This window comes from Oceanitalea stevensii (genome assembly GCF_014837105.1).
GTDB classification, from domain to species: Bacteria; Actinomycetota; Actinomycetes; order Actinomycetales; family Actinomycetaceae; genus Oceanitalea; species Oceanitalea stevensii.
On sequence record NZ_JACSPO010000001.1, the window covers coordinates 450,063 to 472,654 of the forward strand.

Here is a 22,592-nt window from a genome sequence, read left to right on the forward strand (position 1 = left end):
CGTGCGCGCCCCCACGCCCACCCAGGAGCTGCTCCGGCTCGGCTTCACCGACCCGCGCCGGGCCGCCGGGCTCCTCGACGAGCCGGTCCTTGCCACGCCCCTCGCCCGCGCGGAGGACGCCGGCGCGCCGCTGACCGTCGCGCTCGGGCGGGTGGCCGACCCGCACCTCGCGCTCCTCACCCTGGTCCGTCTGCTCGAGGCGGCGCAGGGCGACGACGGCGCACCGGACCTCGCGGCGGTGCTCGCCTCCGACGGTGGTCACCGGCGCCGGCTGCTCGCCGTCCTCGGCTCCTCGAGCGCACTGGGCGACATGCTCGTCGCCCGCCCCGCCGACGCCGCCCTCCTCGACGACGAGCACGCCGACGGCGTCCTCGACCTCACCCCGCAGGACGAGCGGGAACGCGCGCTGCAGGCGGTCGGCGCCGACCCCTCCGACGCCGCGCCCGTCGCCACGCTCACCGGCACCGCCGGGGTGGAGGCGCTGCGCCGCTGCTACCGCCGCCGGCTCCTCGAGGTGGCCGCCGCGGACCTCACCAGCCCCGACCCGCTCGGTGCCTTCCCGGCGGTGGCCGCGGCCCTGTCGGACCTCGCCGCCGCTGCCCTCGAGGCCGCCCTCGCCGTCGCCCGCGCCGACGTCCCCGACCACGGCCGCGGCACGCGCCTGGCCGTCATCGGCATGGGCAAGACGGGCGGCCGCGAGCTCAACTACATCTCCGACGTCGACGTCGTCTACGTCGTCGCCCCGGAGGAGGGCACCGACGAGGACGAGGCCACCGCCGTCGGCACCCGCCTGGCCGGCGCGCTGGCGAAGAACGTGAGCGGCGCCGTCGGGACCGAGCCGCCGCTGTGGCCGGTGGACGCGAACCTGCGCCCGGAGGGCAAGGACGGCCCGCTCGTGCGGACCGTCGCCTCCCACGTCGCGTACTACGAGCGCTGGGCCAAGACCTGGGAGTTCCAGGCCCTGCTCAAGGCCCGGCCGGTGGCCGGGGACGCGGCGCTGGGCGAGGAGTACGTCGCCGCCGTCGAGCCCTTCGTGTGGTCGGCGGTGGGCCGGGAGAACTTCGTCGAGGACTCCCAGGCGATGCGCCGCCGCGTCGAGGACACCATCCCGGTCGCCGAGGCGGAGCGGCAGCTCAAGCTCGGGCGCGGCGGCCTGCGGGACGTCGAGTTCACCGTCCAGCTCCTCCAGCTCGTCCACGGCCGCACCGAGGAGGCCATCAGGACCGCGGGCACGCTCGACGCCATCGCCCGGCTCGCGGAGACGGGGTACATCGGCCGCGACCCGGCCGAACGGCTCGACGAGTGCTACCGCTACCTGCGCGTCCTCGAGCACCGGATGCAGCTGTACCGCCTACGGCGCACGCACGTCATCCCCTCCGGCGAGGCGGACCTGCGGCGCCTGGCGCGCGCGCTGCCGGGCGACGGGACGCGCAGTGCCGAGACGCTCGAGCAGCGGCTGCGCGCCGTGCGCCGCGAGGTCCGCGACCTCCACGAGGACATCTTCTACCGGCCGATGCTGCCGCTCATCGCCAAGCTCAGCCCCGAGGACGCCCGCCTGCGCCCCGAGGCGGTCCAGGAGCGGCTCGCGGCCATCGGCTACCGCGACCCGGCCGGCGCCGTCCGCCACCTCGACTCGTTGACGACGGGCGTCTCCCGCACCGCCGCGATCCAGCGCCAGATCCTGCCCGCCATGCTCGGCATGTTCGCCCGCGGCGCGGACCCCGACGGCGGGCTGCTCGCCTTCCGCAAGGTCTCCGAGGCGCTCGGCAGCACCCACTGGTACCTCCAGATGCTCCGCGACTCCGGCGTGGCGGCGCCGCGGCTCAGCTACCTCCTCGCGACGAGCCGGTACGTCTCCGAGGGGCTCGAGGCACTGCCCGAGGCCGCGGCCTGGCTGGGGGAGGACGAGGCACTGCGCCCCCGCACCCCGGAGCAGCTGGCCCGCGAGGCCGCCGCCCTCGTCCGCCGTCGTCCCGACCCGGCGGAGGCGGTGCGCGCCGTGCGCTACCTGCGGCGCCGTGAGCTGCTGCGCGGCGCCGTCGGGGACGCGCTGGACGGCGTGCGCGACGAGCGGGACCGCACCGTCCTGTCCGTGGCGGCCGACCAGGCGCTGACGACGACGCTGGAGGTCGCCGTGCGGCTCGCCTCCGAGCAGCGCGGCCTGGCGCAGCCGCCGGTCCGCTTCGGGATCATCGCGATGGGCCGCCTGGGCGGGCAGGAGATGGGGTACGGCTCGGACGCCGACGTCCTGTTCGTCCACGAGCCGGTGGGCGGGGACGACGACGTCGCCCAGGAGTTCGCCGTCGCCGTCGCCGGGCACGTGCGCGCCCTCCTCGGCGACCCGGGCGCGGAGCTCCCGCTCCCGGTCGACTCCGCGCTGCGGCCCGAGGGGCGCAACGGGCCGATGGTCCGCTCGCTCGCGTCCTACGCCCAGTACTACGAGCGGTGGGCCGAGCCGTGGGAGCAGCAGGCGCTGCTGCGGGCCCGCCCGGTGGCCGGCGACGAGGGGCTGCTCGAGCGCTTCTGCGCCCTCATCGACCCCTACCGCTACCCGGCCGACGGCCTGGACGACCGCGGCGTGCGCGAGCTGCGGCGCGTCAAGGCCCGGGTGGAGTCCGAGCGCATGCCGCGCGGCGTGCCGGCCAACCGGCAGCTCAAGCTCGGGCGCGGGGGGCTGTCCGACGTCGAGTGGACGGCTCAGCTGCTCCAGCTGCAGCACGCCGGCCGCGTCCCGGAGCTGCGGACGCCCCGCACCGTCGAGGCGCTCAGCGCGGCGCGGGACGCCGGGCTGTTGGGGGAGGAGGACTGCGCGCTGCTCGTCACCGCGTGGACCCTCGCCTCACGGCTGCGCGCGGGGATCGCGCTGGCCACCGGCCGCGTCACCGGCGCGAAGATCGACGTCCTGCCGCACGACCCGGGCCAGCTCACCGCCGTCGCCCGGCTCCTCGGCTACGGCCCCGGTGAGACCGTGGACCTGGAGGAGGACTACCTCCGCGCCACCCGCCGCGCCCGCGCCGTCGTCGAACGCATCTTCTTCGAGTAGCGGGCGCCCGCCCTCTCGTTCTTCCGCGCGCCGCCCAGCGCACCCCCACTCGCGCCGAGCGCTGAGCTGTCACTCCCGAGGGCGCACGTGCCGCCCGCCCCTCAGCGCCACTCGACCAGGCGGCCGGCGTGACGAACCATCTCGTCCAGCACATCGAGGTCAATGACGTCGGCGGAGGCGAAGGAGATGCTCGCCGAACCGACCTTCGTGCGCCCCAGGCGCGGGCCGTAGACCTTCGCGAGGTACTGCTTTCCCTCGGCGGCGTTGACGTAGAGGCTGAGCGACGCCGACTGCCGGGCGAGCCCGACGAGGAACCACTCGACGTCCGCGCCCCGGGGGCGGGGCTGGACGGTGGCCCCGTAGCCGATGATCGACTGATCGGTGCCGCCCCAGAACACGCCCTGCCACAGCACACGGGTCACGCCGGGCAGTGCCGCGGTGATGACGCCGTCGAGCGTGGCGAGCGACCCGTCGGGGTCGTTGTGGGCGATGAACGCGTCGACGGACGTGTCGGTGCGGCGCATGGACTGGCTCATGGCGCCAACCTACGCGGCCGCCGCCCCGCCCGGGCGACGCCCGGTCACCTCCCGGTCGCCGGCCTGGGTCATGATGGGAGGCATGCGCCTCATCCTCATCCGCCACGGCCAGACCAGCTCGAACGTCGCGGACCTCCTCGACACGGCCGCACCCGGCGCCGACCTCACGGAGCTCGGACGGCAGCAGGCAGCTGCCGTCCCGCGCAGCCTGGCCGACGAGGACATCGACGCCGTCTACGCCTCGACGCTCGTGCGCACCCAGCAGACCGCCGCGCCGCTCCTCGCCGAGCGCGGCCTGGAGCTGCAGGTGCGCGACGGCATCCGGGAGATCGCCGCCGGTGACCTCGAGATGCTCGGGGACGAGGCGTCGATCCGCGCCTACGTCGGCACGATCTTCAGCTGGGCGGACGACCCGCTCCGCCGGGTCCCGGGCGGCGAGAACGGCCACAAGGTGTGGCAGCGCTTCGACGAGGTCGTTGCCGAGGCGCACGCCGCGGGCGTCCGCACGGCCGTGATGTTCAGCCACGGTGCCGTCATCCGCTCCTGGACGGCGGTGCGCGCCGCGAACGTCACCGGCGAGCACGCCGCCTACCACCCGATCAGCAACACCGGAGCCGTCGTCCTCGAGGGCAGCCCGGGCAAGGGCTGGTGGGCCGAGCTGTGGGAGGGAGAGCCCCTCGGTGGAGACCGCGTGAGCGACCCCGCCCACGACGGCCCCGCCCCTGCCGAGGCGGTTCCCTCCGAGTCCTGACGGACGACGACGGCGTCCCCGCGCTCCCCGCCACGTCGCCGTGGCACGGTGGTCGACATGCGCGTCCTCCTCCTCGCCGACACCCACGTCCCCACGCGCGCCCGGCAGCTGCCGGAGCAGGTGTGGCCCGAGGTCGAGGCGGCGGACCTCGTCGTCCACGCGGGGGACTGGGTGGTGCCCGAGCTCCTCGACGAGCTCGAGGACCGCTCCGCCGCGCTCCTTGCCTGCTGGGGCAACAACGACGGCGCCGAGCTGCGCCGTCGGCTCCCCGAGGTCGCGCGTGCCGAGCTGGAGGGCGTGCGCGTCGCCGTCGTCCACGAGACGGGGCAGTCCCGCGGCCGCGACGAGCGGATGCGCGCCGCCTACCCCGATACGGACCTGCTCGTCTTCGGCCACAGCCACATCCCGTGGGACGGGGCGGCCGACGGGCTGCGCCTGCTCAACCCCGGCTCACCGACCGACCGGCGCCGCCAGCCGCACTGCACGTACCTGACGCTCACCCTGAGCGCCGGCACGGTCGCCGACGTCGAGCTCCACCGCCTGCCGCCGCGGCCGACCGCCGCCTGAGTGCGGCCCCGGACCCGCGACGTCGGCGGGTCCGCATAGGCTGCTGCGGCACGCACCCACGCCCGTATGGAGCACCATGACCGCCACCGCCCTGCCCGAGCACCCGCTGCACACCGAGCGCCTCACGCTGCGTGCGGCTGTCCCCGCGGACGCCGAGCTCACCTGGCGCTACCGCCGCCTCGAGGAGGCCAGCGCCTGGCTCACCAGCCGCCAGACCACCCTCGCCGAGCACCGCGAGCACTTCACCGACCCCGGCCGGCTCGGCCTCACGCTCGTCGTCGAGCTCGGGCACGACGGCGGCGGTGAGGTCGTCGGCGACCTCATGCTGCGGCGCACGGACGGTTGGGCGCAGACGGACCTCGCCCACCTCGCGGCCGGGACGGAGGTCGAGGTCGGCTGGGTCCTCGACCCCGCCCACCGCGGCCGCGGCTACGGGACGGAGGCCGTCCGGGAGCTGCTGCGTTACAGCTTCACCGAGCTCGGTGCCCGCCGCGCCGTCGCCAACTGCTTCCTCGCCAACGAGCCGTCGTGGCGGCTCATGGAGCGCGTGGGGATGCGCCGTGAGGCGCACGCCGTCCGCGACTCGCTCCACCGCTCGGGGGAGTGGCTCGACTCCCTCGTCTACGCCGTCCTCGCCGAGGAGTGGGCGGCCGCCACCCGGTGAACGCCGCAGCCCCCGGCACCGAGAACGGCGCCGGGGGCTGCGGGGAGCGGTCTAGATGTCGAAGTACAGCTCGAACTCGTGCGGGTGCGGACGCAGCCGCAGCGGGTCGATCTCCTGGGTGCGCTTGTACTCGATCCAGGTCGAGATGAGGTCGGGGGTGAACACGTCGCCCTCGGTGAGGAAGTCGTGGTCGGCCTCGAGGGCGAGGAGCGCGCCCTGGAGCGAGTCGGGGACCTGCTCGATCTGAGCGTGCTCCTCCGGGGGCAGCTCGTAGAGGTCCTTGTCGATCGGCTCCGGCGGCTCGATGCGGTTCTTGATGCCGTCCAGGCCGGCCATGAGCATCGCCGAGAAGGCGAGGTACGGGTTGGCCGACGGGTCCGGCACGCGGAACTCGATGCGCTTGGCCTTGGGCGAGGTGCCCGTCACCGGGATGCGGATGCACGCGGAGCGGTTGCGCGCCGAGTACACGAGGTTGACCGGAGCCTCGAAGCCCGGCACCAGACGGTGGAAGGAGTTCACCGAGGGGTTGGTGAAGGCGAGCAGCGCGGGCGCGTGCTTGAGCAGGCCGCCGATGTACCAGCGGGCCATGTCGGACAGGCCGCCGTAGCCGCGCTCGTCGAAGAACAGCGGCTTGCCGTCCTTCCACAGGCTCTGGTGGGAGTGCATGCCCGAGCCGTTGTCACCGAAGATCGGCTTCGGCATGAAGGTCGCGGTCTTGCCGTTGACCCACGCCGTGTTCTTGATGACGTACTTGAACTTCATGACGTCGTCGGCGGCGGCGCGCAGCGTGTCGAAACGGTAGTTGATCTCCTGCTGACCCGCCGTGCCGACCTCGTGGTGGGCCCGCTCGACCTGCAGCCCGACCTCCTGGAGGACGGTGACCATCTCGTCGCGCAGGTCGGCCATCTGGTCGTTGGGGGAGACGGGGAAGTAGCCGCCCTTGTAGCGCGTCTTGTACCCGAGGTTCCCGCCCTCCTCCTCGCGGCCGGTGTTCCACGCGGCCTCGCTGGAGTTGAGGTGGTAGAAGCTCGAGTGCTGGTTCGTCTGGAACCGCACGTCGTCGAAGATGTAGAACTCGGCCTCGGCACCGAAGTAGACGGTGTCGGCGATGCCCGTGCTCCGCAGGTAGGCCTCGGCCTTCGCGGCGATGTTGCGCGGGTCGCGGGAGTAGGCCTCGTCGGTGAAGGGGTCGACGATGGAGAAGTTGACGACGAGCGTCTTCTCCTTGCGGAACGGGTCGATGAAGGCGCTCGTCACGTCCGGGATGAGCTTCATGTCGGACTCGTGGATCGCCTGGAACCCGCGGATCGAGGAGCCGTCGAACATGAGGCCGTCGGTGAAGGCGTCAGCGGCGAAGGACTCGACGGGGATGTTGAAGTGCTGCATCACGCCCGGCAGGTCGCAGAAGCGGACGTCGACGAACTTGACGCCCTCCTCCCGGGTGAAGGCGATGGCCTCCTCGGCATTGCTGAACATGTACCGCTCCTCTGGCGTGGGAATTCCGGGGGACCGTCACGGTCCCGACGTCCAGGACGTTATCGGCGTCGCGTTTCGTCGTCGTCACCCCTATGTGTCCGGCATGTTACGTGGACGACGACGGCGACGGTCAGGCGCGCACGATCCGCGTGCCGGCCCACACGTCGTGCAGGCCGCGCCCGTCCAGCCCCCACACGACGGGGGGAACGACGAGGCACAGGCTGACGGTGCGGATGAGCACCTGGACCGGCCGTGCCGCTCCGCCGTCGACGGCGCGCACCCGCAGCCCGAGCAGGGTGTGGCCGATCGTGGCCCCCCGCGTGGCGACCAGCAGGAAGGTCACGACGGCGAAGACGCCGAGCGTGGCGAGCGGGTGGTTGTCGAGGAACCCGGCGGAGATCGCGGTCGCGACCGCCCAGTCGACGGCGAGGGCGATGAGCCGGCGGACGAGCGACGCGTGGCCGGTGCTCGGCTCCGCGGTCGCGGACTGCTCCTGGCTCACGCTCAGCGCCCGCGCATGCCCTTGCGGTCCGGGCGTGCCCGCAGCGGGTCCACGCCCTTGGGGATCGGCGGGCGCGAGGACTGCAGCGCGCGCAGGCGCTTGGCCACGGCCGCGACCTCGGCCTTGGTGAGGGTAGGCCGGAGCTTCTGGATCGTGCGCACGAGCTTGGGCAGCGGGGTCTGGCCCTCGTCGCGCCCCACCTCCACGAGGTGGACCGTGACGTTCGGGGCCACGCGTGCGACCTTCTTGCGCTCACCCTCGAGGAGGCGCTTCACGCGGTGGCTGGGGCCCTCGCCGATGAGGACGACGCCGGGTCGGCCGACGGCGCGGAAGACGACGTCCTGGGTGCGCGGGTCGATGGCGACCGGCTGCTCCTCGACGTTCCAGCCGCGCCGGATGGTGCCCAGGGCGGAGGCGGAGGCGCCGGGGGTGCCCTCGATGCGCGAGTAGGCGGCGCGCTCGGCGCGACGCGAGAGCAGGAGCATGACGACGATGAGCGCCACGGGCAGGCTCAGGAGCGTCACGTACACCGGGTGGCCGACGGCCAGACCGATGACGAGCCCGACGGCGAGGATCCCGACGAAGGCACCGAGGAGCCACCAGGTGATCGAGGGCTGCGCCTCGCGGGTCATCTGGAAGACTTCCCACAGCTGGTGGTACCAGCGCTTCTTCTTCTGCTTCGGCGCGGCGCCCTCGGCGGCGTCCTTCTTCTTCTTCAGGGCCATGATCGCCAATCCTACCGGCCCGCGGACGTGCCTTCGCTGCCCGGGAGCCTGTGGATGACGCCAGCGGGCCGCGCCGCCGTGCGCTTGGCTTGGGTCATGGCACGACGACGGCGCAGCCCGGCGGTGACGGGTGGCACGCGCCCGCCTCGGCTGCCGGGCCACGAGATCGTCGGCACGGCCGGTTTCGGTGCGAACGGGGCGGTGTGGTCGGCACGGGACCGGGCCGGGCGGGACGTCGTCGTCAGTGTGCTCGCACTGCCGCGCGGGGAGGCGGCCACGGCGCAGCTACGGCGGCTGGCCGCGCTGCGCCACGGCACCCACCCCCACCTCGCGTGCATCCGCCAGGTCCTCACCCTCGACGGCGGACGCTGCGCGGTCGTCAGCGACCACGTCCCCGGCCCCACCCTCGCCACGGTGCTGGCCGCACGCGGGGCGCTCGGGCCGCCCGAGCTCGCCGGGCTGCTCGGCGCGCTGGGCAGTGCGCTCGGACACCTCCACGAGCGCGGCGTCGTCCACGGTGACGTCTCGCCCGCGAACGTCGTCGTCACCGGTGCCGGCGTGCCCGTGCTCGTCGACCTCGCCGGCCAGGGCGCCCACGAGCTGGGCACCCCCGGCTTCGTGCCTCCCGAGCGGGAGCGGGGGAGTGCGGCCGGCGCTCCGGGCGACGTGTGGGCGCTGGCCCGGCTCGTCGTGTGGGCGGCCGGTCCGGCGCCGGACCCGCACCTGCTGAGGCTGCTCGGTGCCGCGCTCGACGTCGCCCCGGAGCGGCGCCCCTCCGCGCGCGACCTCGCCAGCCGGGCCCCGGGCATCGCCGTCGCCGGCCCGGTGGCCGTCCCGCCGGCTGCCGCGCTGGCCCAGGCCCGCATGCGTGACGACGTCGCCCCCACGCGTCGGCGGACGCCCACCCGGCGGGGCAGGCAGGCCGAGCGGGCGGCAGGCCGGCCGGGCCCGGACGGCCGTGACACCGCCGCGCGGGCTGCTGCCGTCCGGCCGAGTCCCACGCTCACCGCGGCGGCCTCACGTTCACCGGCGGGCGTAGCGCGGGCGGGTCCCACGGCCACGGCGCCACCCTCCCGTGCAACGGCGTCGGCCGCCCGGGCGGGGCCCACGTCCACCGCGGTGCGAGCCCGGGCACCTGCGCCCGCCGTCCGGACGCCTCGTCACGTCCGGGAGCAGTCCCTGCCCACGCCGTGGCTCGGCGCTGCCCTCACGCTGGGCGCGGCGACCGTGCTCACCGGCCTCATCGTCTGGTCGGGCCCCGGTGAGCGGGCCGGCGGCTACGGGCACGGTCCGGCGGCCGCGACGGAGCAGTACGCCGAGGCGGTGGCGACCCTCCTGGCCCGGCGCGACGGAGCGCTCGTGGCCGGTGACGCCGCCGCCCTCGCGGCCACGACGGTGCCCGGCGGCCCCGCGGCGCGTGACGACGTCGTCCTCCTCGAGCGCCTCGCCGCCACCGGGACGGCACTGGAGGACCTGCGGACGGAGGTGGGTGCCGTGGAGGGGGTGACGTCGGTGGACGAGGGCGTCGCCGTCGACGTCGTCCTCGTGCAGGACGCGCACGAGCGCGTGGTGGGCGGCCGGCGGACCACCGTGCCGGCGCAGGACCCGGCGTGCGCGCGGCTCGTGCTCGTCGCCGGGCCGGACGACGCGTGGCGGCTGCTGGGCAGCGAGCCGTGTCCCTGAGGCGGAACGGCGACGGGGCCCGCACCGGAAGGTGCGGGCCCCGTCACGGGGGAGGTGCTCAGAGGCCGAGCTCGGCCTCGAAGGCGCCCTCCTCCAGACGCTTCTTGATCGTCTGCATGAAGCGGCCCGCGTCCGCACCGTCGACCAGGCGGTGGTCGTAGGTGAGGGGCAGGTAGACCATCGAGCGGATGCCGATCGTCTCGTTGCCGTCCGCGTCGGTGACGACGACCGGGCGCTTGACGATCGCGCCCAGGCCGAGGATCGCGACCTCGGGCTGGTTGATGATCGGGGTGTCGAACAGGGCCCCGTTCGAGCCGAGGTTGGTGATCGTGAAGGTCGAGCCACCGAGCTCGTCAGGGGTGACCTTGTTGTCCCGGGTGCGGGCCGCGAGGTCCGCGACGCGCTTGGAGATGCCCGCGATGGTGAGGTCACCGGCCTCCTTGATCACCGGCACGAGGAGCCCGCGGGGGGTGTCCACCGCGATGCCGATGTTCTCCTCGCCGTGGTAGACGATCTGGTCCCCGTCGATCGAGGCGTTGAGCGCCGGGTGGGCCTTGAGCGCCTCGGTCGCGGCCTTGATGAAGAACGGCAGGTAGGTGAGCTTGACGCCCTCCCGCTCCTGGAAGCTGTTCTTCGCGCGGGCGCGGAGCTTGGCGATGCGCGTGACGTCCACCTCGATGACCGTGGTCAGCTGGGCGGAGGTGTCCAGCGACTCGATCATGCGCTTGGCGATGACCTTGCGCAGGCGCGACATCTTCTCGGTGGTGCCACGGAGCGGGGAGACCTCGGGGACCGAGGGCGCCTTGGCGGCGGTGGGGGCCTCGGCGGCAGCCGGGGCTGCCTGCTGCTGGGCCTTCTCCGCGGCGGCGAGGACGTCCTCCTTGCGGATCCGTCCACCGACGCCCGTGCCCTGGAGGGAGTCGAGATCGACGCCCTTCTCCTTGGCGAGCTTGCGCACGATCGGGGTGACGTAGGAGGTCTTGGCGGTCTCCGCGGCACTCGGCCGCTCGGGGGCCGGGGTGGTCGAGGCCTCCTGCGGCGGGGTTTGCTGCTGCTCGGCCTTGGGCTGCTCGGCCTGCTTCGGCTCGCTCTGCCGGGGGGCGGCCTCCTCGGACGGGATGGTCCTCGTCGCCGCACCCTGGTGCTGCTCGGCGCGCTGCTCGGAGGGCTGCTCCTCCTCCTTGGCCTGCTCCTCGGAGCCCTGCGGGGTCTCCTCGGACGCGGACGCGGAGGAGTCGCCGCCGCTCTCGCCGCCGATGACGGCGAGGTCGGTACCGACCTCCACGGTCTCGTCCTCCTGGACGAGGATCTTGCTCAGCACACCGGCGTAGGGGGAGGGGACCTCGGTGTCGACCTTGTCGGTCGAGACCTCGAGCAGCGGCTCGTCGACTTCGACCTGGTCGCCCTCGCTCTTGAGCCAGCGGGTGACGGTGCCCTCGGTGACGGACTCACCGAGCGCCGGCATCTGGACCTTCTGGCCCTCGCCGGAGCCGGAGGACCCGGACGAGGCCTGCTGCTTGGCCTCCTGGGCCACCTCCTGCTCGGAGGGCTGCTCCTGCTCGGCAGGCTGCTCCTCCTCGGCGGGCTCGGGAGCCTGCTCCTGCTCGGCGGGCTGCTCGTCCTGCGCGGGCGCGGAGTCGCCGCCGCCCTCACCGGAGCCGATGACGGCGAGCTCGGCGCCGACCTCGACGGTCTCGTCCTCCTGGACGAGGATCTTCTCGAGCACGCCGGCGAACGGCGAGGGGACCTCGGTGTCGACCTTGTCGGTCGAGACCTCGAGCAGGGGCTCGTCGACCTCGACACGGTCCCCCTCGCTCTTCAGCCAGCGGGTGACGGTTCCCTCGGTGACGGACTCGCCCAGGGCGGGCATCTGCACGGAGTCGGACATGACCTGGTGTCTCCTTCGATCGAGGGTCAGTTGTGGGAGTGCAGCGGCTTGCCCGCGAGGGCGAGAGCTGCCTCGCCAAGGGCCTCGTTCTGCGTCGGGTGGGCGTGGATGAGCGAGGCGACGTCGTCGGGGTACGCCTCCCAGTTGACGATGAGCTGGCCCTCGCCGATGAGCTCGCCGGCGCGGGAGCCGATCATGTGGACGCCCACGATGGGGCCGTCCTTCTGGCGCACCAGCTTGACGAAGCCGGTGGTCTGCAGGATCTGGCTCTTGCCGTTGCCGGCGAGGTTGAAGTCGACGGTCTCGACGCCGTCCTCGCCGTGCGCCTCCTTGGCCTGTGCCTCGGTGAGGCCGACCGAGGCGACCTCGGGCTCGCAGTAGGTGACGCGCGGGATGCCGGACTCGACGATCGTCGCCGGGTTGAGCCCGGCGATCTCCTCGGCCACGAACACGCCCTGCTGGAAGCCGCGGTGGGCGAGCTGCAGGCCGGGGACGATGTCCCCGACGGCGTAGATGTTGGCGACACCGGTGTGGAGACGCTCGTTGGTGAGGACGAAGCCGCGCTCCATGGGAACGCCCTGCTCCTCGTAGCCGAGGTTCGCCGTCGCCGGCCCACGGCCGACGGCGACGAGCAGCAGCTCGGCCTCGTAGGTCTTGCCGTCCTCGGTGGACACGACGACGCCGGAGTCGTTCTGCTCGACGCCGGAGAAGCGGGTGCCCGTCGCGAAGTTGATCTTCCGCTTGCGGTAGGCGCGCTCGAGCGCCTTCGACAGGGAGATGTCCTCGTTCGGGACGAGGTTCGGCAGCGCCTCGATGATCGTGACGTCGACCCCGAAGGACTTCCACACCGAGGCGAACTCGACGCCGATGACGCCGCCGCCGAGGACGATCGCGCTCTTGGGCACGTAGTCGAGGGTGAGGGCCTGCTCGCTCGTGATGACCCGGCCGCCGATCTCGAGGCCGGGCAGGGAGCGGGCGTAGGAGCCGGTCGCGAGGATGATGTTGCGGCCGCGGTAGGTGGTGCCGTCGACCTCGACGGTGTCCTTGCCGGTGAGCCGTCCCCAGCCGGTGACGTAGTCGATCTTGCCGGCCTTGATGAGCCCCTGGAGGCCCTTGTACAGGCGGCCGACGACACCGTCCTTGTAGGAGTTGACCGTCGGCATGTCGATGCCCTCGAAGGAGCTGTTGACCCCGACGGCGTGGCTGTGCTGGATCTCGTCAGCGACGGCGGCGCTGTGGAGGAGGGCCTTGGTGGGGATGCACCCGCGGTGCAGGCAGGTGCCGCCGACCTTGTCGGCTTCGATCAGGGCGATGGACAGCCCGAGCTGGGCGGCGCGCAGCGCTGCTGCGTAGCCTCCGCTCCCGGCTCCCAGGATGACCAGGTCGTAGACATTTCCTTCAGGGCTGTCGGTCACAAACCTCTCCTCGAGCACACGTCGATCCCGGGCCGCAGCCGGGGCTTCGGTCCATCTTGTCACCGTCCACGCTGCCGGGACCACCTGACGCAGTGTCCGTCGGGTCACAACCGGAGCCGTACGCTAGGGCGTATGCGGCTGTTCTCCCGACGCAGGAACCAGGGCTCCACGAGCACCGAGGTTCCCACCGCGCAGCGACGCGCGGAGGTCATCGCCCACTTCCGTGACTTCGTCGCGACCCGGGTCGGGGTGGAGGCCTACATCGAGCCGCCGACCCCGAACGACCCGACGACGATGGTCCTCGTGGCGCGCACCGGGGAGTGGACCCGCCGTCGGGTCCCGGACCAGAAGGCGGCCTGGGCACTGGCCCGCGAGCTGGAGATCCCCGTCTACGACGTCAACCTCACCGGCTACCCCAGCAGCATGCGCCGCTGGAGCGCCGCTCAGCGCAGGAAGTAGCCCCCTCCCCTCGCATATGCGGGAAAAGCGCAGCCTTCCGACGCGGAGGACTGCGCTTTTCCCGCATATGCGGAGTGGGGGGGGAGGGGGTCAGCGGGGGGCGGCCTGCTCCAGGACTGTCAGGAGAGTGCGGACTCCCATGCCCGTGCCACCCTCGGGGGTGTAGCCGCGGGGGCTGCCCTCGTTGTAGGCGGGGCCGGCGATGTCGAGGTGGGCCCACGGGGTGTCCCCGACGAACTCCTTGAGGAACAGGCCCGCGACGAGCATCCCGCCGAAGCGGTCGCCCATGTTCGCGATGTCGGCCACCTGGGACTTCATCGAGTCGGCGAGCTCGGCGGGCAGTGGCATCGGCCAGAACTGCTCACCGGCGTCGCCGGCAGCGGCCACCACCTGCTCGCGGACGTCGTCGGTGCCCATGACGGCGCCGACCTGCGAGCCGAGCGCCACCATCTGCGCCCCGGTGAGCGTCGCGATGTCGATGAGGAGGTCGGGGCTCTCCTCCCCGGCGGCGACGAGCGCGTCGGCCATGACGAGACGGCCCTCAGCGTCGGTGTTGAGCACCTCGACGGTCTTGCCGCCGCGGATGGTGATGACGTCGGAGGGCCGCTGGGCGGTGCCCGAGGGCATGTTCTCGGCCAGCGCGAGCCAGCCGGTCACCCGGACGGGCAGCTCGAGGGCCGCGGCGGCGAGGACCGTGTGGAGCACGGTCGCGGCGCCGGCCATGTCCATCTTCATCGTCTCCATGCCCTTGGCGGGCTTGATGGACAGGCCGCCGGAGTCGAAGGTGATGCCCTTGCCCACGAGGCCGACGTGCGCCTTGGCGCGCGCGGGGGAGTAGGTGACCTTGACGAGGCGCGGGGGACGGGCCGAGCCCATGCCGACGCCGATGAGGCCGCCGAAGCCGCCGGCCGCGAGCTCCTTCTCGTCGAGGACGGTGACCTTGACCTTCGTGCCCTTGGCGCCGGCCGTCGCCTCCTCGGCGAAGGACTCCGGGTACAGGTCGGCGGGGGAGGTGTTGACGAGGTCCCGGACCCCGGAGACGGCGTCGGCGACGACGACGGCGCGGGCGTGTGCCGCCTTGGCCTCCTTGGTCCTGGCGACGTCGGAGACGAGCTCGAGGCGGGCGACCGGCGCGGTACGCGTGGTGCGGTAGCGGTCGAAGCTGTAGGCACCGAGGAGCGCGCCCTCGGCGACGGCGCCGACCTGCTCGGCCGTGGCCGCCGGCAGCGCGAGAGCGACGTCGGCGGTCCCGGCGAGGGAGCGCACGGCGGCACCGGCGGCGCGGCGCAGCGCCTCGAGGTCCGGCCCGTCCTCGCCCACGGGGCCCACGCCGGTGAGGACGACGACGTCGGCGGCGAGCTCCTTGCCCGCGGCCACGCGCAGCACCTCGTCGGCCTTGCCGGAGACCCCGAGGGCCGGCAGCAGCGAGGTGAGCGTCTTGACGGTCGCGGAGGGGAGGTCGGCGCCCGGGACGAGCACGGCGTCCTCACCGCGCCGGCCGACGGCGACGACGACGGCGTCGGCCTGGATGCGAGCAACGTTCTTCGTGGTCAGCGTCAGTTCAGTCACGCACCCGACTCTATCCGGCCCGTCTCGGGCACGGCACGGTGCGGGACTGCCGGGGTCGCGCCGTTAGGATGACGCGGTGCTCCCCGTCGTCCTCGTCGTCTCGGTCCTTGCGGCCGTGCTCGGTGTGTGGGCACTCGTCTTCGCGGTGAACGACCGCGCGGTCGTGCTGCGCCAGCTCATCGCGGGGGGTGTGGTCGAGGGGGCGCTCGTCGTCCAGGCGCTCGTCCTCGCGATCGAGCAGCTGACGGGTTCGTTCACGGGCGACCCGGTCCTCATGTGGGGCTACCTCCTGGTCGCGATGATGCTCCTGCCGGGAGCGGCGCTGGCGGCCTTCGTCGAGCGCACCCGCTGGAGCTCTGTCGTCCTGGTCGTCGCGGCCTTCACCATCATCGTCATGGAGCTTCGGATGTGGCAGCTGTGGCAGGCATGAGCAAGCAGCCGGTGCACACCGCACCGGCCACCGACGACCGTCCGCCCGCGCGCGGTGCCGGGCTCCTCGTCGTCGCCGTCTACGTCGTCTTCGCGCTGGCGGCCTCCGCCCGCGCCGGCGTCCAGCTCGTCCGTGACGCGGCGGAGGCGCCGCTCGCCTACGGGCTGTCGGCCTTCGCGGCCGTCGTCTACGTCCTCGCCGCGGCCGCCCTGGCCCACAACGGCCGCCGCATGCGGCGGCTGGCCTGGACCGCCGTCACCATCGAGCTCGTCGGTGTCGTCACCGTCGGGATCCTCAGCGTCAGCCAGCCGGGGCTCTTCCCGCGCGACACCGTGTGGTCGCACTTCGGCAGCGGCTACGGCTACGTCCCGCTCGTCCTGCCCGTCCTCGGCCTGTTCTGGCTGTGGCGCTCGAGCCCCGGCCGGGTGGCCCGCGCCAGCGAGAGCCGCTGACGCCGGGGGCAGGGAGCCCTGCCTGATCGGCTGCCCGCCGGCCACTCCCGCGTGCGGCGGCACGCGGCTTTGCTGCGTCCATGGTCCCGCACCGCGCGCCCTCCAGGGCCCGGGACGACGGCGCTGCCCTCGCCCGTGTCGACGGCAGCGGCGCCGTCCGCCGCCCGCGTGCGGTCCGCCCGGCACGGCCTGCGGTGCTGCGGGCGTCGGCAGACCGGACGACGGTCTCCCGGCTCCAGCGCCTGGTGGGCAACCACGCGGTGGCCGGCTGGATCGACGTGCCTTCGACGGCGCAGCGGGTGTCGGCCGCGACGGGCGAGGGCGGGCAGGAGTGGCTCCGCCCGGGGGACACGGGCCCACGCGTCGCGGAGCTCAAGACCCGTCTCAACGCCGCCGGCGTCGCCGGTACGCCGCTGCCCGTCACCGAGACCTACGACCCCGGGACCGTCGCCGTCGTCCGCCGGCTCCAGCGTGACAGTGGGGTGGGCGTGGACGGCGTGGTCGGCCCACAGACCTGGGAGGCCCTCGACCGGCTCACGGCGACGACGTCCGAGACGGTCACGACCGGGCCTGACCACCACGCCGGGGTCGACGCGCCGACCACTCCGGAGATCACGGCGATCGAGGCCGCGCTCAACCCGACGTCCTCGGGACCGGGCGGAGCGGCGCGGGACTGGGACGGGAGGGCGGACCCCGTGAAACGCGCCGAGCTGCGCACCGAGCTCCACGCGGCCCTGCAGGAGCACCTCGACGAGGCCACGCCCCACGTCACCGCGCGCGAGGCCGCCAAGCGGGCGGGCCGGGTCCTCACCACCACCGACCAGGAGGGCGCCGGGCGGGCGGCGAAGAGCTCGGTCGACGCCGTCTTCGGGTCGCTGGCCTCGGCGGCCACCCTGACGACGGCGCAGGAGACGGCCCGCAGCGCCTTCCGGTTCACGGCCGGGGTCAACCTCCTCGACGCCAGCGACCCCGCCGTCCGGCCGCCGGACCCGCGTGACCTGTCCGAGTGGATGTCCGAGACCGACAGCGACGCCCGCAGCGTCCAGCAGGCGCACGGCTTCAACCCGCGCCGCACGACGCAGGGCGAGCCGCAGTTCTTCGACACGCTCCTCACCGAGTTCATCGCCCAGGGCAGCAACCGCGACGACCTCGAGCGGTACGACCTCTTCGGCTTCGCCTTCGCGCTGCAGGGCCCGCGGGTCCTCAGCCAGACGGCGGTGGTCGCCCAGCCGGGCTTCGCCGACACCCCGGGCAGCGGCGGCGCACCGTCCGAGGCGGAGCGCCTCATGCGCTGGAGCACCTGGCAGACGCTCGTCCACGAGTACATCCACACGCTCGCCCACCCGAGCTTCAACGCGGCCAGCGGAGGCAACCGGATCCTCACCGAGGGCTTCTGCGAGACCTTCACCAAGGACGTCCTGCTCCACGGCGGCGCGATCGCCCGGGCCGAGGCCGACGCCGACCCCGCGCTGCGCCGCGAGGTCGAGGGCGGTGACTTCCCGGGCTTCGACCCTCGCTTCGTCCCGGACTACTCCTCGGGCGAGTACAGCGACTACGTCGCGCAGGCGGGCAAGATCGCGGCCGAGGTGGGCATGGCGGCCCTGCGCGCTGCCTTCTTCCTCGGCCACGTCGAGGCGATCGGCCTCAAGCCGGACGGGTCGATGATCGACCCCAGCGCCCCCGACGCCGCCGTCCACCTCATGCCGCGGACCGTCACCGTCCACCGCAGCGTCACGAGCGTCACGGGGCTGAGCATCGTCACCGGCGCGCCGGAGGACGACATCGTCGCCGCCAACAGCGGCCTCGTCCGCGGGGGACCGCTCCCCGCGGCGGCCTACACGTCCGGGCTCGTGGTGCCGGGCACCTCCCACCACCGCACCCTCGCCGTCGCCGACCGCAGCGGTGGCGTCGCGGTGGAGACAAAGGCGAAGATCGCCGTGCAGCACGGTGTCTCGGACGCCGCGCTGGAGCGTGCCAACCACGAGCTGTACCACCGCGAACCACGGGAGGGTGAATGGGTGCTGATACCGGTCCACTGAGCGCGGACGGGTTCCGCGCGCTCGCCGAGGGCCGCTGGTCCGCCTGGTCGGGGATCACCGGGCCGCAGACGGGCGCCGACGTCGAGGCGCAGCTGGGGACGAGCCTGGACGAGAGCCCGCACGGCGGCGTCTTCGGCGGCGCCCCCGCGCTGCTGCGCCGCTGGCCCCCGTCCCCCGGCGCGCCCCGTGGGCTCACCGTGTGGTTCGAGGGTGACGTCGTCGTCGGGGTGCAGGTGGAGGGAGCGAGCCGGGCGCAGGACGACGGCCCGCTGCCCGAGCCGGACCTGGACGAGGACTCGGGGCTCGGGACCACCGTGCGTCAGCTGCTGTGGGGAGGACGCGGCCTGGTGGTCCACACCCGCGACGACGCCTCGGCGCCGCAGGAGGCGACGCTCCTGCTCGGCCTCGCGCCGGTGACAGCGGACGCCTGGCGACAGGACCCGCTGCGCCACTGGGCCGCGGAGCGCCGCCGACGCTGACTCAGCGTCGCGCGAGCGCCCGGTTGACCGAGCCCGGCCACGCCGGGCCCTGGTAGACGAACGCCGTGTAGGTCTGGAGCAGGTCCGCGCCGGCGTCGAGCATCCGGCGGGCGGAGGCGACGTCGTCGATGCCGCCGACGCCGATGACGAGCGCGTCCGGTGAGAGCCGCGCGCGCAGCAGCCGCACGACCTCCAGCGCCCGGGCCTGGAGCGGGCGGCCCGAGACGCCGCCCGGGCCGTGGTCGTGGGCGATCGTCGTGTTCGTCGCGACGACACCGGCCAGCGACAGCTCGGTGACGAGGTCCGCGACGGCCGCGACGTCGTCGTCGTCGAGGTCCGGCGCCACCTTGACGAGGACCGGGACGCGGCGGCCCGCCGCGGCGTCCGCCTCCCGCTGCACGGCGGTGAGGATGGGGCGCAGCGCGTCGACGGACTGCAGGTCCCGCAGGCCCGGGGTGTTGGGCGAGGAGACGTTGACCGTGAGGTAGTCCGCCCAGCGGGCGAGGAGGCGGGCGCTCGTCGCGTAGTCGCCCACGGCGTCGTCCACGGGCGTCACCCGCGACTTGCCGATGTTGACGCCGACGACGACGGACCGTCCCCGGCGGGTGCTGCGCAGCGCCCGCAGCCGCTCGGCCGCCGCCTCCGCGCCGGCGTTGTTGAAGCCCATCCGGTTGCGCAGCGCGCCCTCGTCCGGGTGGCGCCACAGCCGCGGGCGGTCGTTGCCCGGCTGCGGGTGGGCGGTGATCGTGCCGACCTCGACGTGCCCGAAGCCGAGCATGTCCATGCCGAGCACCGAGCGGGCGTCCTTGTCCATCCCCGCAGCGAGCCCGAGGACGCCCGGGACGGGCCGGCCGAGCGCCGTCGTCACCCGGGAGGCGGGCCGGCGGCCGAGGGTGCCGCGCACGGCGTCGGCCACCACGGGGGTGGCCGCGACCCCGCGGATGAGCCGCAGCGCGAGCTCGTGGGCCCGTTCGGGGTCGGTACGGAGGAGGAGGGACCGGAAGACCAGGCGGTACAGGCGCACCCGGTAAGGGTAGCCAGCGCCGGAGGTCAGTCCCGCCGCTCGCCCCGCTTGACCTGGGGCTTGGGCGCGCGCAGGAAGCGTGGCTGGAAGAGCCGGCTGAAGGCGTAGATGCCGGTGAAGCGGGGGATCTGGGCCTCGTCGAAGCGCGCCGCGAGCTTGCGCTTGATGACGAGGGTGAGGCCGATCGCGAAGGCGAGGGAGATCGCGAAGGCGACGTACATGACGACCATGCCGACGACGGCGACCTCGGGGACGATGTTCGCGAAGAACAGCAGGACGATCGAGGCCATCGCGAGCGGGAGGAAGTACTCGCTGGGGCTGAAGCGCGCGTCGACGTAGTCGCGCACCCAGCGGCGGACCGGGCCCTTGTCCCGCACGGGCAGGTAGCGCTCGTCGCCGGTGCGCATGGCCTCCTGCTGCTTGGCGTACATCTCGTTGCGCTGCCGGCGCGCCTCCGCCTTGGCGACCTTGCGGTCGGTCGGGACCAGGGGACGCTGGTTGCGCGCCTGGGCCTCCTTGCGCCTGGGCGTGGGGCGGCCCTTGCCCGCGGGCGTCACCTCCGGCGCGGGGGCGGGCGCCGGGGTCTCCTTCTTGCTCCGTCCGATCACCCTTCGAGGGTAGTCGACCGCGGGTGCTGCTCGGCGTCGCGCCCGGGTGCGGGTCCCGGCGGACCGGGCGATAGTGGACGGCGCGGCGCGTCCCGCGCGCCGCCGCGTGCCGACCGACGAAGGGGAGCATCCATGAGTGCCACCGTCCGCGAGGTCGCCCCCGGCGTGCACCTCGTCTCCCACGCCCACGTCAACTGCTACCTCGTCGAGGACGACGACGGCGTCACGCTCGTCGACGCCGGCCTGCCCGCCGTCTGGCGGCCCCTGGGCGAGGCGATCCGCGCGATCGGGCGCCGTCCCCGTGACCTGCGGGCCCTGGTGCTCACCCACGCCCACTTCGACCACGTCGGCGTGGTCCGCAAGCTCCAGGGGATCGGGGTGCCCGTGTGGGCCGCCGCCGCGGAGCACCACCTCGTGGCCCACCCCTTCTCCTACGCCCACGAGAACCCGCGGGCGCTCTACCCGGTCCGACACCCGGCGGCCCTGCCGATCCTCACCTCGATGCTCCTCGCCGGGCTGCCCCTCGTGCGCGGCACCACCGGTGTGCGGACCCTGCAGACCGGCGGGATCCTCGACGTGCCCGGCCGCCCGCACGTCGTCGCCACGCCCGGCCACACCTACGGGCACGTCGCCCTCCACCTGCCCGACCGCGACGTCGTCATCTCCGGTGACGCCCTCGTCACTCTCGACCCCTACACCGCCCGGACCGGCCCCCGGATCGTGGCCGGGGCGGCGACGGCCGACTTCGCGCTCAGCTTCGCCTCCCTCGACGCGATCGCGGACACGGGTGCCGGCACGGTGCTGCCGGGCCACGGTGAGCCGTGGACGGAGGGCGCCCGCTCCGCCGTCGAGCACGCCCGCGCCGCCGGGGCCGCCTGACCCGCCCGTCGCGGGGGCCGCCGTTAGGCTGACGTCGTGACCATCGAGGACCTGACCACCCGCACCGCCGCCGAGTTCCCCCGCATCCGCAGCGACCTCGAGTCGCTCGTGCGCATCCCCAGCGTCTCGGCGCCCGCCTTCGACCCCCAGCACCTGGAGGACAGCGCCGCCGCCGTGGCGCAGCTGTTCCGCGACGCCGGGATGCCCGAGGTCGAGGTCGTGCGCGTCACCGGCCCCGACGGCCGCCCCGGCGCACCCGCCGTGCTCGCCCACAAGCCCGCGCCGGCCGGTGCCCCCACCGTCCTCCTCTACGCCCACCACGACGTCCAGCCCCCGGGCGACCCGGCCGGCTGGACCTCCTCGCCCTTCGAGCCCACCGAGCGGGACGGGCGGCTCTACGGCCGCGGCGCCGCCGACGACAAGGCCGGGATCATGGCCCACGTCGGGGCGCTGCGCGTCCTCGGTGACGAGCTCGGTGTCGGGGTCACCGTCTTCAGCGAGGGCGAGGAGGAGATCGGCTCCCCGACCTTCCGGACCTTCCTCGAGACCTACCGCGACCGGCTGGCCGCCGACGTCATCGTCGTCGCCGACTCCTCCAACTGGAAGGTCGGCGTCCCGGGCCTCACCACGTCCCTGCGCGGGCTCGTCGACTGCACCGTCGAGCTGTCCGTCCTCGACCACGCCGTCCACTCCGGCATGTTCGGCGGCCCCGTCCTCGACGCGCTCACGCTCATGTCGCGCCTCGTCGCCACCCTCCACGACGACGACGGGAACGTCGCCGTCCCCGGCCTCGTCGCGACCGACCACGCGGACGTCGACTACCCGGAGGCCGACTTCCGCGCCGACGCCGGCGTGCTCGACGGCGTCCGCCTTGCCGGCACCGGCCCGCTCGCCGCGCGGCTGTGGACCAAGCCGGCGATCTCGGTCATCGGCCTGGACGCGACGAGCGTGGACCACTCCTCCAACACCGTCATCCCGTCGGCCCGCGCCAAGCTGTCCATGCGCATCGCGCCCGGCCAGGACCCCGCTGCCGCCGAGCGGGCGCTCCACGACCACCTCGTGGCCAGTGCCCCCTTCGGCGCGCGCGTCACCGTGACGCCGGGGGAGACCGGGCAGGCCTTCCAGGCGCCGGAGGACTCCGCGGCCATGCAGGCCGCCCGCTGGGCCTTCACCAACGCGTGGGGCACCGAGCCGGTCGACCTCGGCGTGGGCGGCTCGATCCCCTTCATCGCCGACCTCGCCGAGGTGTACCCCCAGGCCGCGATCCTCGTCACGGGCGTGGAGGACCCCGACTCCCGGGCGCACTCGGAGAACGAGTCGGTGCACCTCGGGGAGCTGGAGAAGGTCGTCCTCGCCGAGGCGCTGCTCCTCGCCCGCCTCGCCGACCGCCTGTGACCGCGCCC

At 73.9% G+C, this 22,592-nt stretch carries 21 protein-coding genes; 12 read left to right on the top strand and 9 right to left on the bottom strand.

The features are described from left to right. The first annotated feature begins 1 nt into the window (after window position 1). Window positions 2-3,043 (top strand): bifunctional [glutamine synthetase] adenylyltransferase/[glutamine synthetase]-adenylyl-L-tyrosine phosphorylase, encoded by a 3,042-nt coding sequence (locus H9624_RS02130; protein WP_251838260.1) that lies wholly within the window; start codon window positions 2-4, stop codon window positions 3,041-3,043. Window positions 3,044-3,144: 101 nt separating this feature from the next. Here H9624_RS02130 and H9624_RS02135 read toward each other — a convergent pair whose 3' ends face one another. Beyond that, on the bottom strand, window positions 3,145-3,579 hold the full coding sequence (locus H9624_RS02135; RefSeq protein ID WP_251838261.1) for a hypothetical protein: 435 nt from the start codon (window positions 3,577-3,579) through the stop codon (window positions 3,145-3,147). Between the two features lie 82 nt (window positions 3,580-3,661). On the opposite strand from H9624_RS02135, the gene H9624_RS02140 reads away from it, so the two are divergent. The 3 genes from H9624_RS02140 to H9624_RS02150 all read left to right on the top strand — a co-directional run bounded on the left by H9624_RS02140 (window position 3,662) and on the right by H9624_RS02150 (window position 5,561). Next, window positions 3,662-4,330, top strand: a complete 669-nt coding sequence (locus H9624_RS02140) for a histidine phosphatase family protein (RefSeq protein WP_251838972.1) — start codon at window positions 3,662-3,664, stop codon at window positions 4,328-4,330. Window positions 4,331-4,387: 57 nt separating this feature from the next. After that, window positions 4,388-4,897: a metallophosphoesterase family protein gene (locus tag H9624_RS02145; protein ID WP_251838262.1), complete on the top strand. Its 510-nt coding sequence runs from the start codon at window positions 4,388-4,390 to the stop codon at window positions 4,895-4,897. A 76-nt stretch (window positions 4,898-4,973) separates the two neighbouring features. After that, window positions 4,974-5,561 carry a GNAT family N-acetyltransferase gene (locus H9624_RS02150; RefSeq protein ID WP_251838263.1) on the top strand — a complete coding sequence of 196 codons (588 nt, stop codon included), beginning with the start codon at window positions 4,974-4,976 and terminating at the stop codon, window positions 5,559-5,561. A 51-nt stretch (window positions 5,562-5,612) separates the two neighbouring features. Here H9624_RS02150 and glnA read toward each other — a convergent pair whose 3' ends face one another. The 3 genes from glnA to H9624_RS02165 form a co-directional block, all read right to left on the bottom strand. Next, window positions 5,613-7,037 (bottom strand): type I glutamate--ammonia ligase, encoded by a 1,425-nt coding sequence (gene glnA, locus H9624_RS02155; protein ID WP_251838264.1) that lies wholly within the window; start codon window positions 7,035-7,037, stop codon window positions 5,613-5,615. 130 nt (window positions 7,038-7,167) lie between these two features. Further along, entirely contained in the window at window positions 7,168-7,539 is a 372-nt protein-coding gene (locus H9624_RS02160) for an RDD family protein (RefSeq protein WP_251838265.1), read from the bottom strand. Window positions 7,540-7,541: 2 nt separating this feature from the next. After that, window positions 7,542-8,264: a DUF4191 domain-containing protein gene (locus H9624_RS02165; protein ID WP_251838266.1), complete on the bottom strand. Its 723-nt coding sequence runs from the start codon at window positions 8,262-8,264 to the stop codon at window positions 7,542-7,544. 96 nt (window positions 8,265-8,360) lie between these two features. Between H9624_RS02165 and H9624_RS02170 the strand changes: the two genes are divergently transcribed. Continuing rightward, entirely contained in the window at window positions 8,361-9,947 is a 1,587-nt protein-coding gene (locus H9624_RS02170) for a protein kinase domain-containing protein (protein WP_251838267.1), read from the top strand. Window positions 9,948-10,005: 58 nt separating this feature from the next. On the opposite strand, the gene sucB is transcribed toward H9624_RS02170, so the two are convergent. Both sucB and lpdA read right to left on the bottom strand, forming a co-directional pair. Next, on the bottom strand, window positions 10,006-11,835 hold the full coding sequence (sucB, locus tag H9624_RS02175; protein ID WP_251838268.1) for a 2-oxoglutarate dehydrogenase, E2 component, dihydrolipoamide succinyltransferase: 1,830 nt from the start codon (window positions 11,833-11,835) through the stop codon (window positions 10,006-10,008). Between the two features lie 26 nt (window positions 11,836-11,861). Then, on the bottom strand, window positions 11,862-13,250 hold the full coding sequence (lpdA, locus tag H9624_RS02180) for a dihydrolipoyl dehydrogenase (RefSeq protein WP_251838269.1): 1,389 nt from the start codon (window positions 13,248-13,250) through the stop codon (window positions 11,862-11,864). Between the two features lie 132 nt (window positions 13,251-13,382). Between lpdA and H9624_RS02185 the strand changes: the two genes are divergently transcribed. Continuing rightward, window positions 13,383-13,709 (top strand): oxidoreductase, encoded by a 327-nt coding sequence (locus H9624_RS02185; protein WP_251838270.1) that lies wholly within the window; start codon window positions 13,383-13,385, stop codon window positions 13,707-13,709. 90 nt (window positions 13,710-13,799) lie between these two features. Here H9624_RS02185 and H9624_RS02190 read toward each other — a convergent pair whose 3' ends face one another. Then, window positions 13,800-15,278 carry a leucyl aminopeptidase gene (locus H9624_RS02190; RefSeq protein WP_251838271.1) on the bottom strand — a complete coding sequence of 493 codons (1,479 nt, stop codon included), beginning with the start codon at window positions 15,276-15,278 and terminating at the stop codon, window positions 13,800-13,802. Between the two features lie 76 nt (window positions 15,279-15,354). On the opposite strand from H9624_RS02190, the gene H9624_RS02195 reads away from it, so the two are divergent. The 4 genes from H9624_RS02195 (at window position 15,355) to H9624_RS02210 (ending at window position 18,678) form a co-directional block, all read left to right on the top strand. Then, on the top strand, window positions 15,355-15,708 hold the full coding sequence (locus H9624_RS02195) for a hypothetical protein (protein WP_251838272.1): 354 nt from the start codon (window positions 15,355-15,357) through the stop codon (window positions 15,706-15,708). Beyond that, complete coding sequence (locus tag H9624_RS02200; RefSeq protein WP_251838273.1) at window positions 15,705-16,160, top strand: hypothetical protein; 456 nt, start codon at window positions 15,705-15,707, stop codon at window positions 16,158-16,160. The genes H9624_RS02195 and H9624_RS02200 overlap by 4 nt, the downstream gene beginning before the upstream one ends. An 80-nt stretch (window positions 16,161-16,240) precedes the next feature. Beyond that, window positions 16,241-18,199, top strand: a complete 1,959-nt coding sequence (locus tag H9624_RS02205; RefSeq protein WP_251838274.1) for a peptidoglycan-binding domain-containing protein — start codon at window positions 16,241-16,243, stop codon at window positions 18,197-18,199. Next, window positions 18,175-18,678: a hypothetical protein gene (locus H9624_RS02210; protein WP_251838275.1), complete on the top strand. Its 504-nt coding sequence runs from the start codon at window positions 18,175-18,177 to the stop codon at window positions 18,676-18,678. Before H9624_RS02205 ends, H9624_RS02210 begins: the two co-directional genes overlap by 25 nt. Window position 18,679: 1 nt before the next feature. Here the strand turns inward: H9624_RS02210 and H9624_RS02215 are convergent, their stop codons facing one another. Both H9624_RS02215 and H9624_RS02220 read right to left on the bottom strand, forming a co-directional pair. Continuing rightward, on the bottom strand, window positions 18,680-19,702 hold the full coding sequence (locus tag H9624_RS02215; protein WP_504740226.1) for a quinone-dependent dihydroorotate dehydrogenase: 1,023 nt from the start codon (window positions 19,700-19,702) through the stop codon (window positions 18,680-18,682). 26 nt (window positions 19,703-19,728) lie between these two features. After that, window positions 19,729-20,310: a DUF3043 domain-containing protein gene (locus H9624_RS02220; RefSeq protein WP_251838276.1), complete on the bottom strand. Its 582-nt coding sequence runs from the start codon at window positions 20,308-20,310 to the stop codon at window positions 19,729-19,731. Window positions 20,311-20,442: 132 nt separating this feature from the next. Here H9624_RS02220 and H9624_RS02225 point away from each other — a divergent pair, with 132 nt between their 5' ends. Both H9624_RS02225 and H9624_RS02230 read left to right on the top strand, forming a co-directional pair. Then, the gene (locus H9624_RS02225) at window positions 20,443-21,189 is read left to right on the top strand and encodes an MBL fold metallo-hydrolase (protein WP_251838277.1); all 747 of its coding nucleotides are present in this window, start codon (window positions 20,443-20,445) and stop codon (window positions 21,187-21,189) included. 36 nt (window positions 21,190-21,225) lie between these two features. After that, the gene (locus H9624_RS02230; RefSeq protein ID WP_251838278.1) at window positions 21,226-22,584 is read left to right on the top strand and encodes a dipeptidase; all 1,359 of its coding nucleotides are present in this window, start codon (window positions 21,226-21,228) and stop codon (window positions 22,582-22,584) included. The last annotated feature ends 8 nt before the right edge of the window (window positions 22,585-22,592 follow it).

Excerpts from the sequence above, each read along its gene's own strand:
- H9624_RS02135 (WP_251838261.1), bottom strand. The coding sequence starts at position 3,579 with ATGAGCCAGTCCATGCGCCGCACCGACACGTCCGTCGACGCGTTCATC.
- H9624_RS02165 (WP_251838266.1), bottom strand. The coding sequence starts at position 8,264 with ATGGCCCTGAAGAAGAAGAAGGACGCCGCCGAGGGCGCCGCGCCGAAG.
- H9624_RS02210 (WP_251838275.1), top strand. The coding sequence starts at position 18,175 with ATGGGTGCTGATACCGGTCCACTGAGCGCGGACGGGTTCCGCGCGCTC.
- H9624_RS02145 (WP_251838262.1), top strand. The coding sequence starts at position 4,388 with ATGCGCGTCCTCCTCCTCGCCGACACCCACGTCCCCACGCGCGCCCGG.
- glnA (WP_251838264.1), bottom strand. The coding sequence starts at position 7,037 with ATGTTCAGCAATGCCGAGGAGGCCATCGCCTTCACCCGGGAGGAGGGC.
- sucB (WP_251838268.1), bottom strand. The coding sequence starts at position 11,835 with ATGTCCGACTCCGTGCAGATGCCCGCCCTGGGCGAGTCCGTCACCGAG.
- H9624_RS02140 (WP_251838972.1), top strand. The coding sequence starts at position 3,662 with ATGCGCCTCATCCTCATCCGCCACGGCCAGACCAGCTCGAACGTCGCG.
- H9624_RS02150 (WP_251838263.1), top strand. The coding sequence starts at position 4,974 with ATGACCGCCACCGCCCTGCCCGAGCACCCGCTGCACACCGAGCGCCTC.
- H9624_RS02205 (WP_251838274.1), top strand. The coding sequence starts at position 16,241 with ATGGTCCCGCACCGCGCGCCCTCCAGGGCCCGGGACGACGGCGCTGCC.
- H9624_RS02225 (WP_251838277.1), top strand. The coding sequence starts at position 20,443 with ATGAGTGCCACCGTCCGCGAGGTCGCCCCCGGCGTGCACCTCGTCTCC.
- H9624_RS02185 (WP_251838270.1), top strand. The coding sequence starts at position 13,383 with ATGCGGCTGTTCTCCCGACGCAGGAACCAGGGCTCCACGAGCACCGAG.
- H9624_RS02170 (WP_251838267.1), top strand. The coding sequence starts at position 8,361 with ATGGCACGACGACGGCGCAGCCCGGCGGTGACGGGTGGCACGCGCCCG.
- H9624_RS02200 (WP_251838273.1), top strand. The coding sequence starts at position 15,705 with ATGAGCAAGCAGCCGGTGCACACCGCACCGGCCACCGACGACCGTCCG.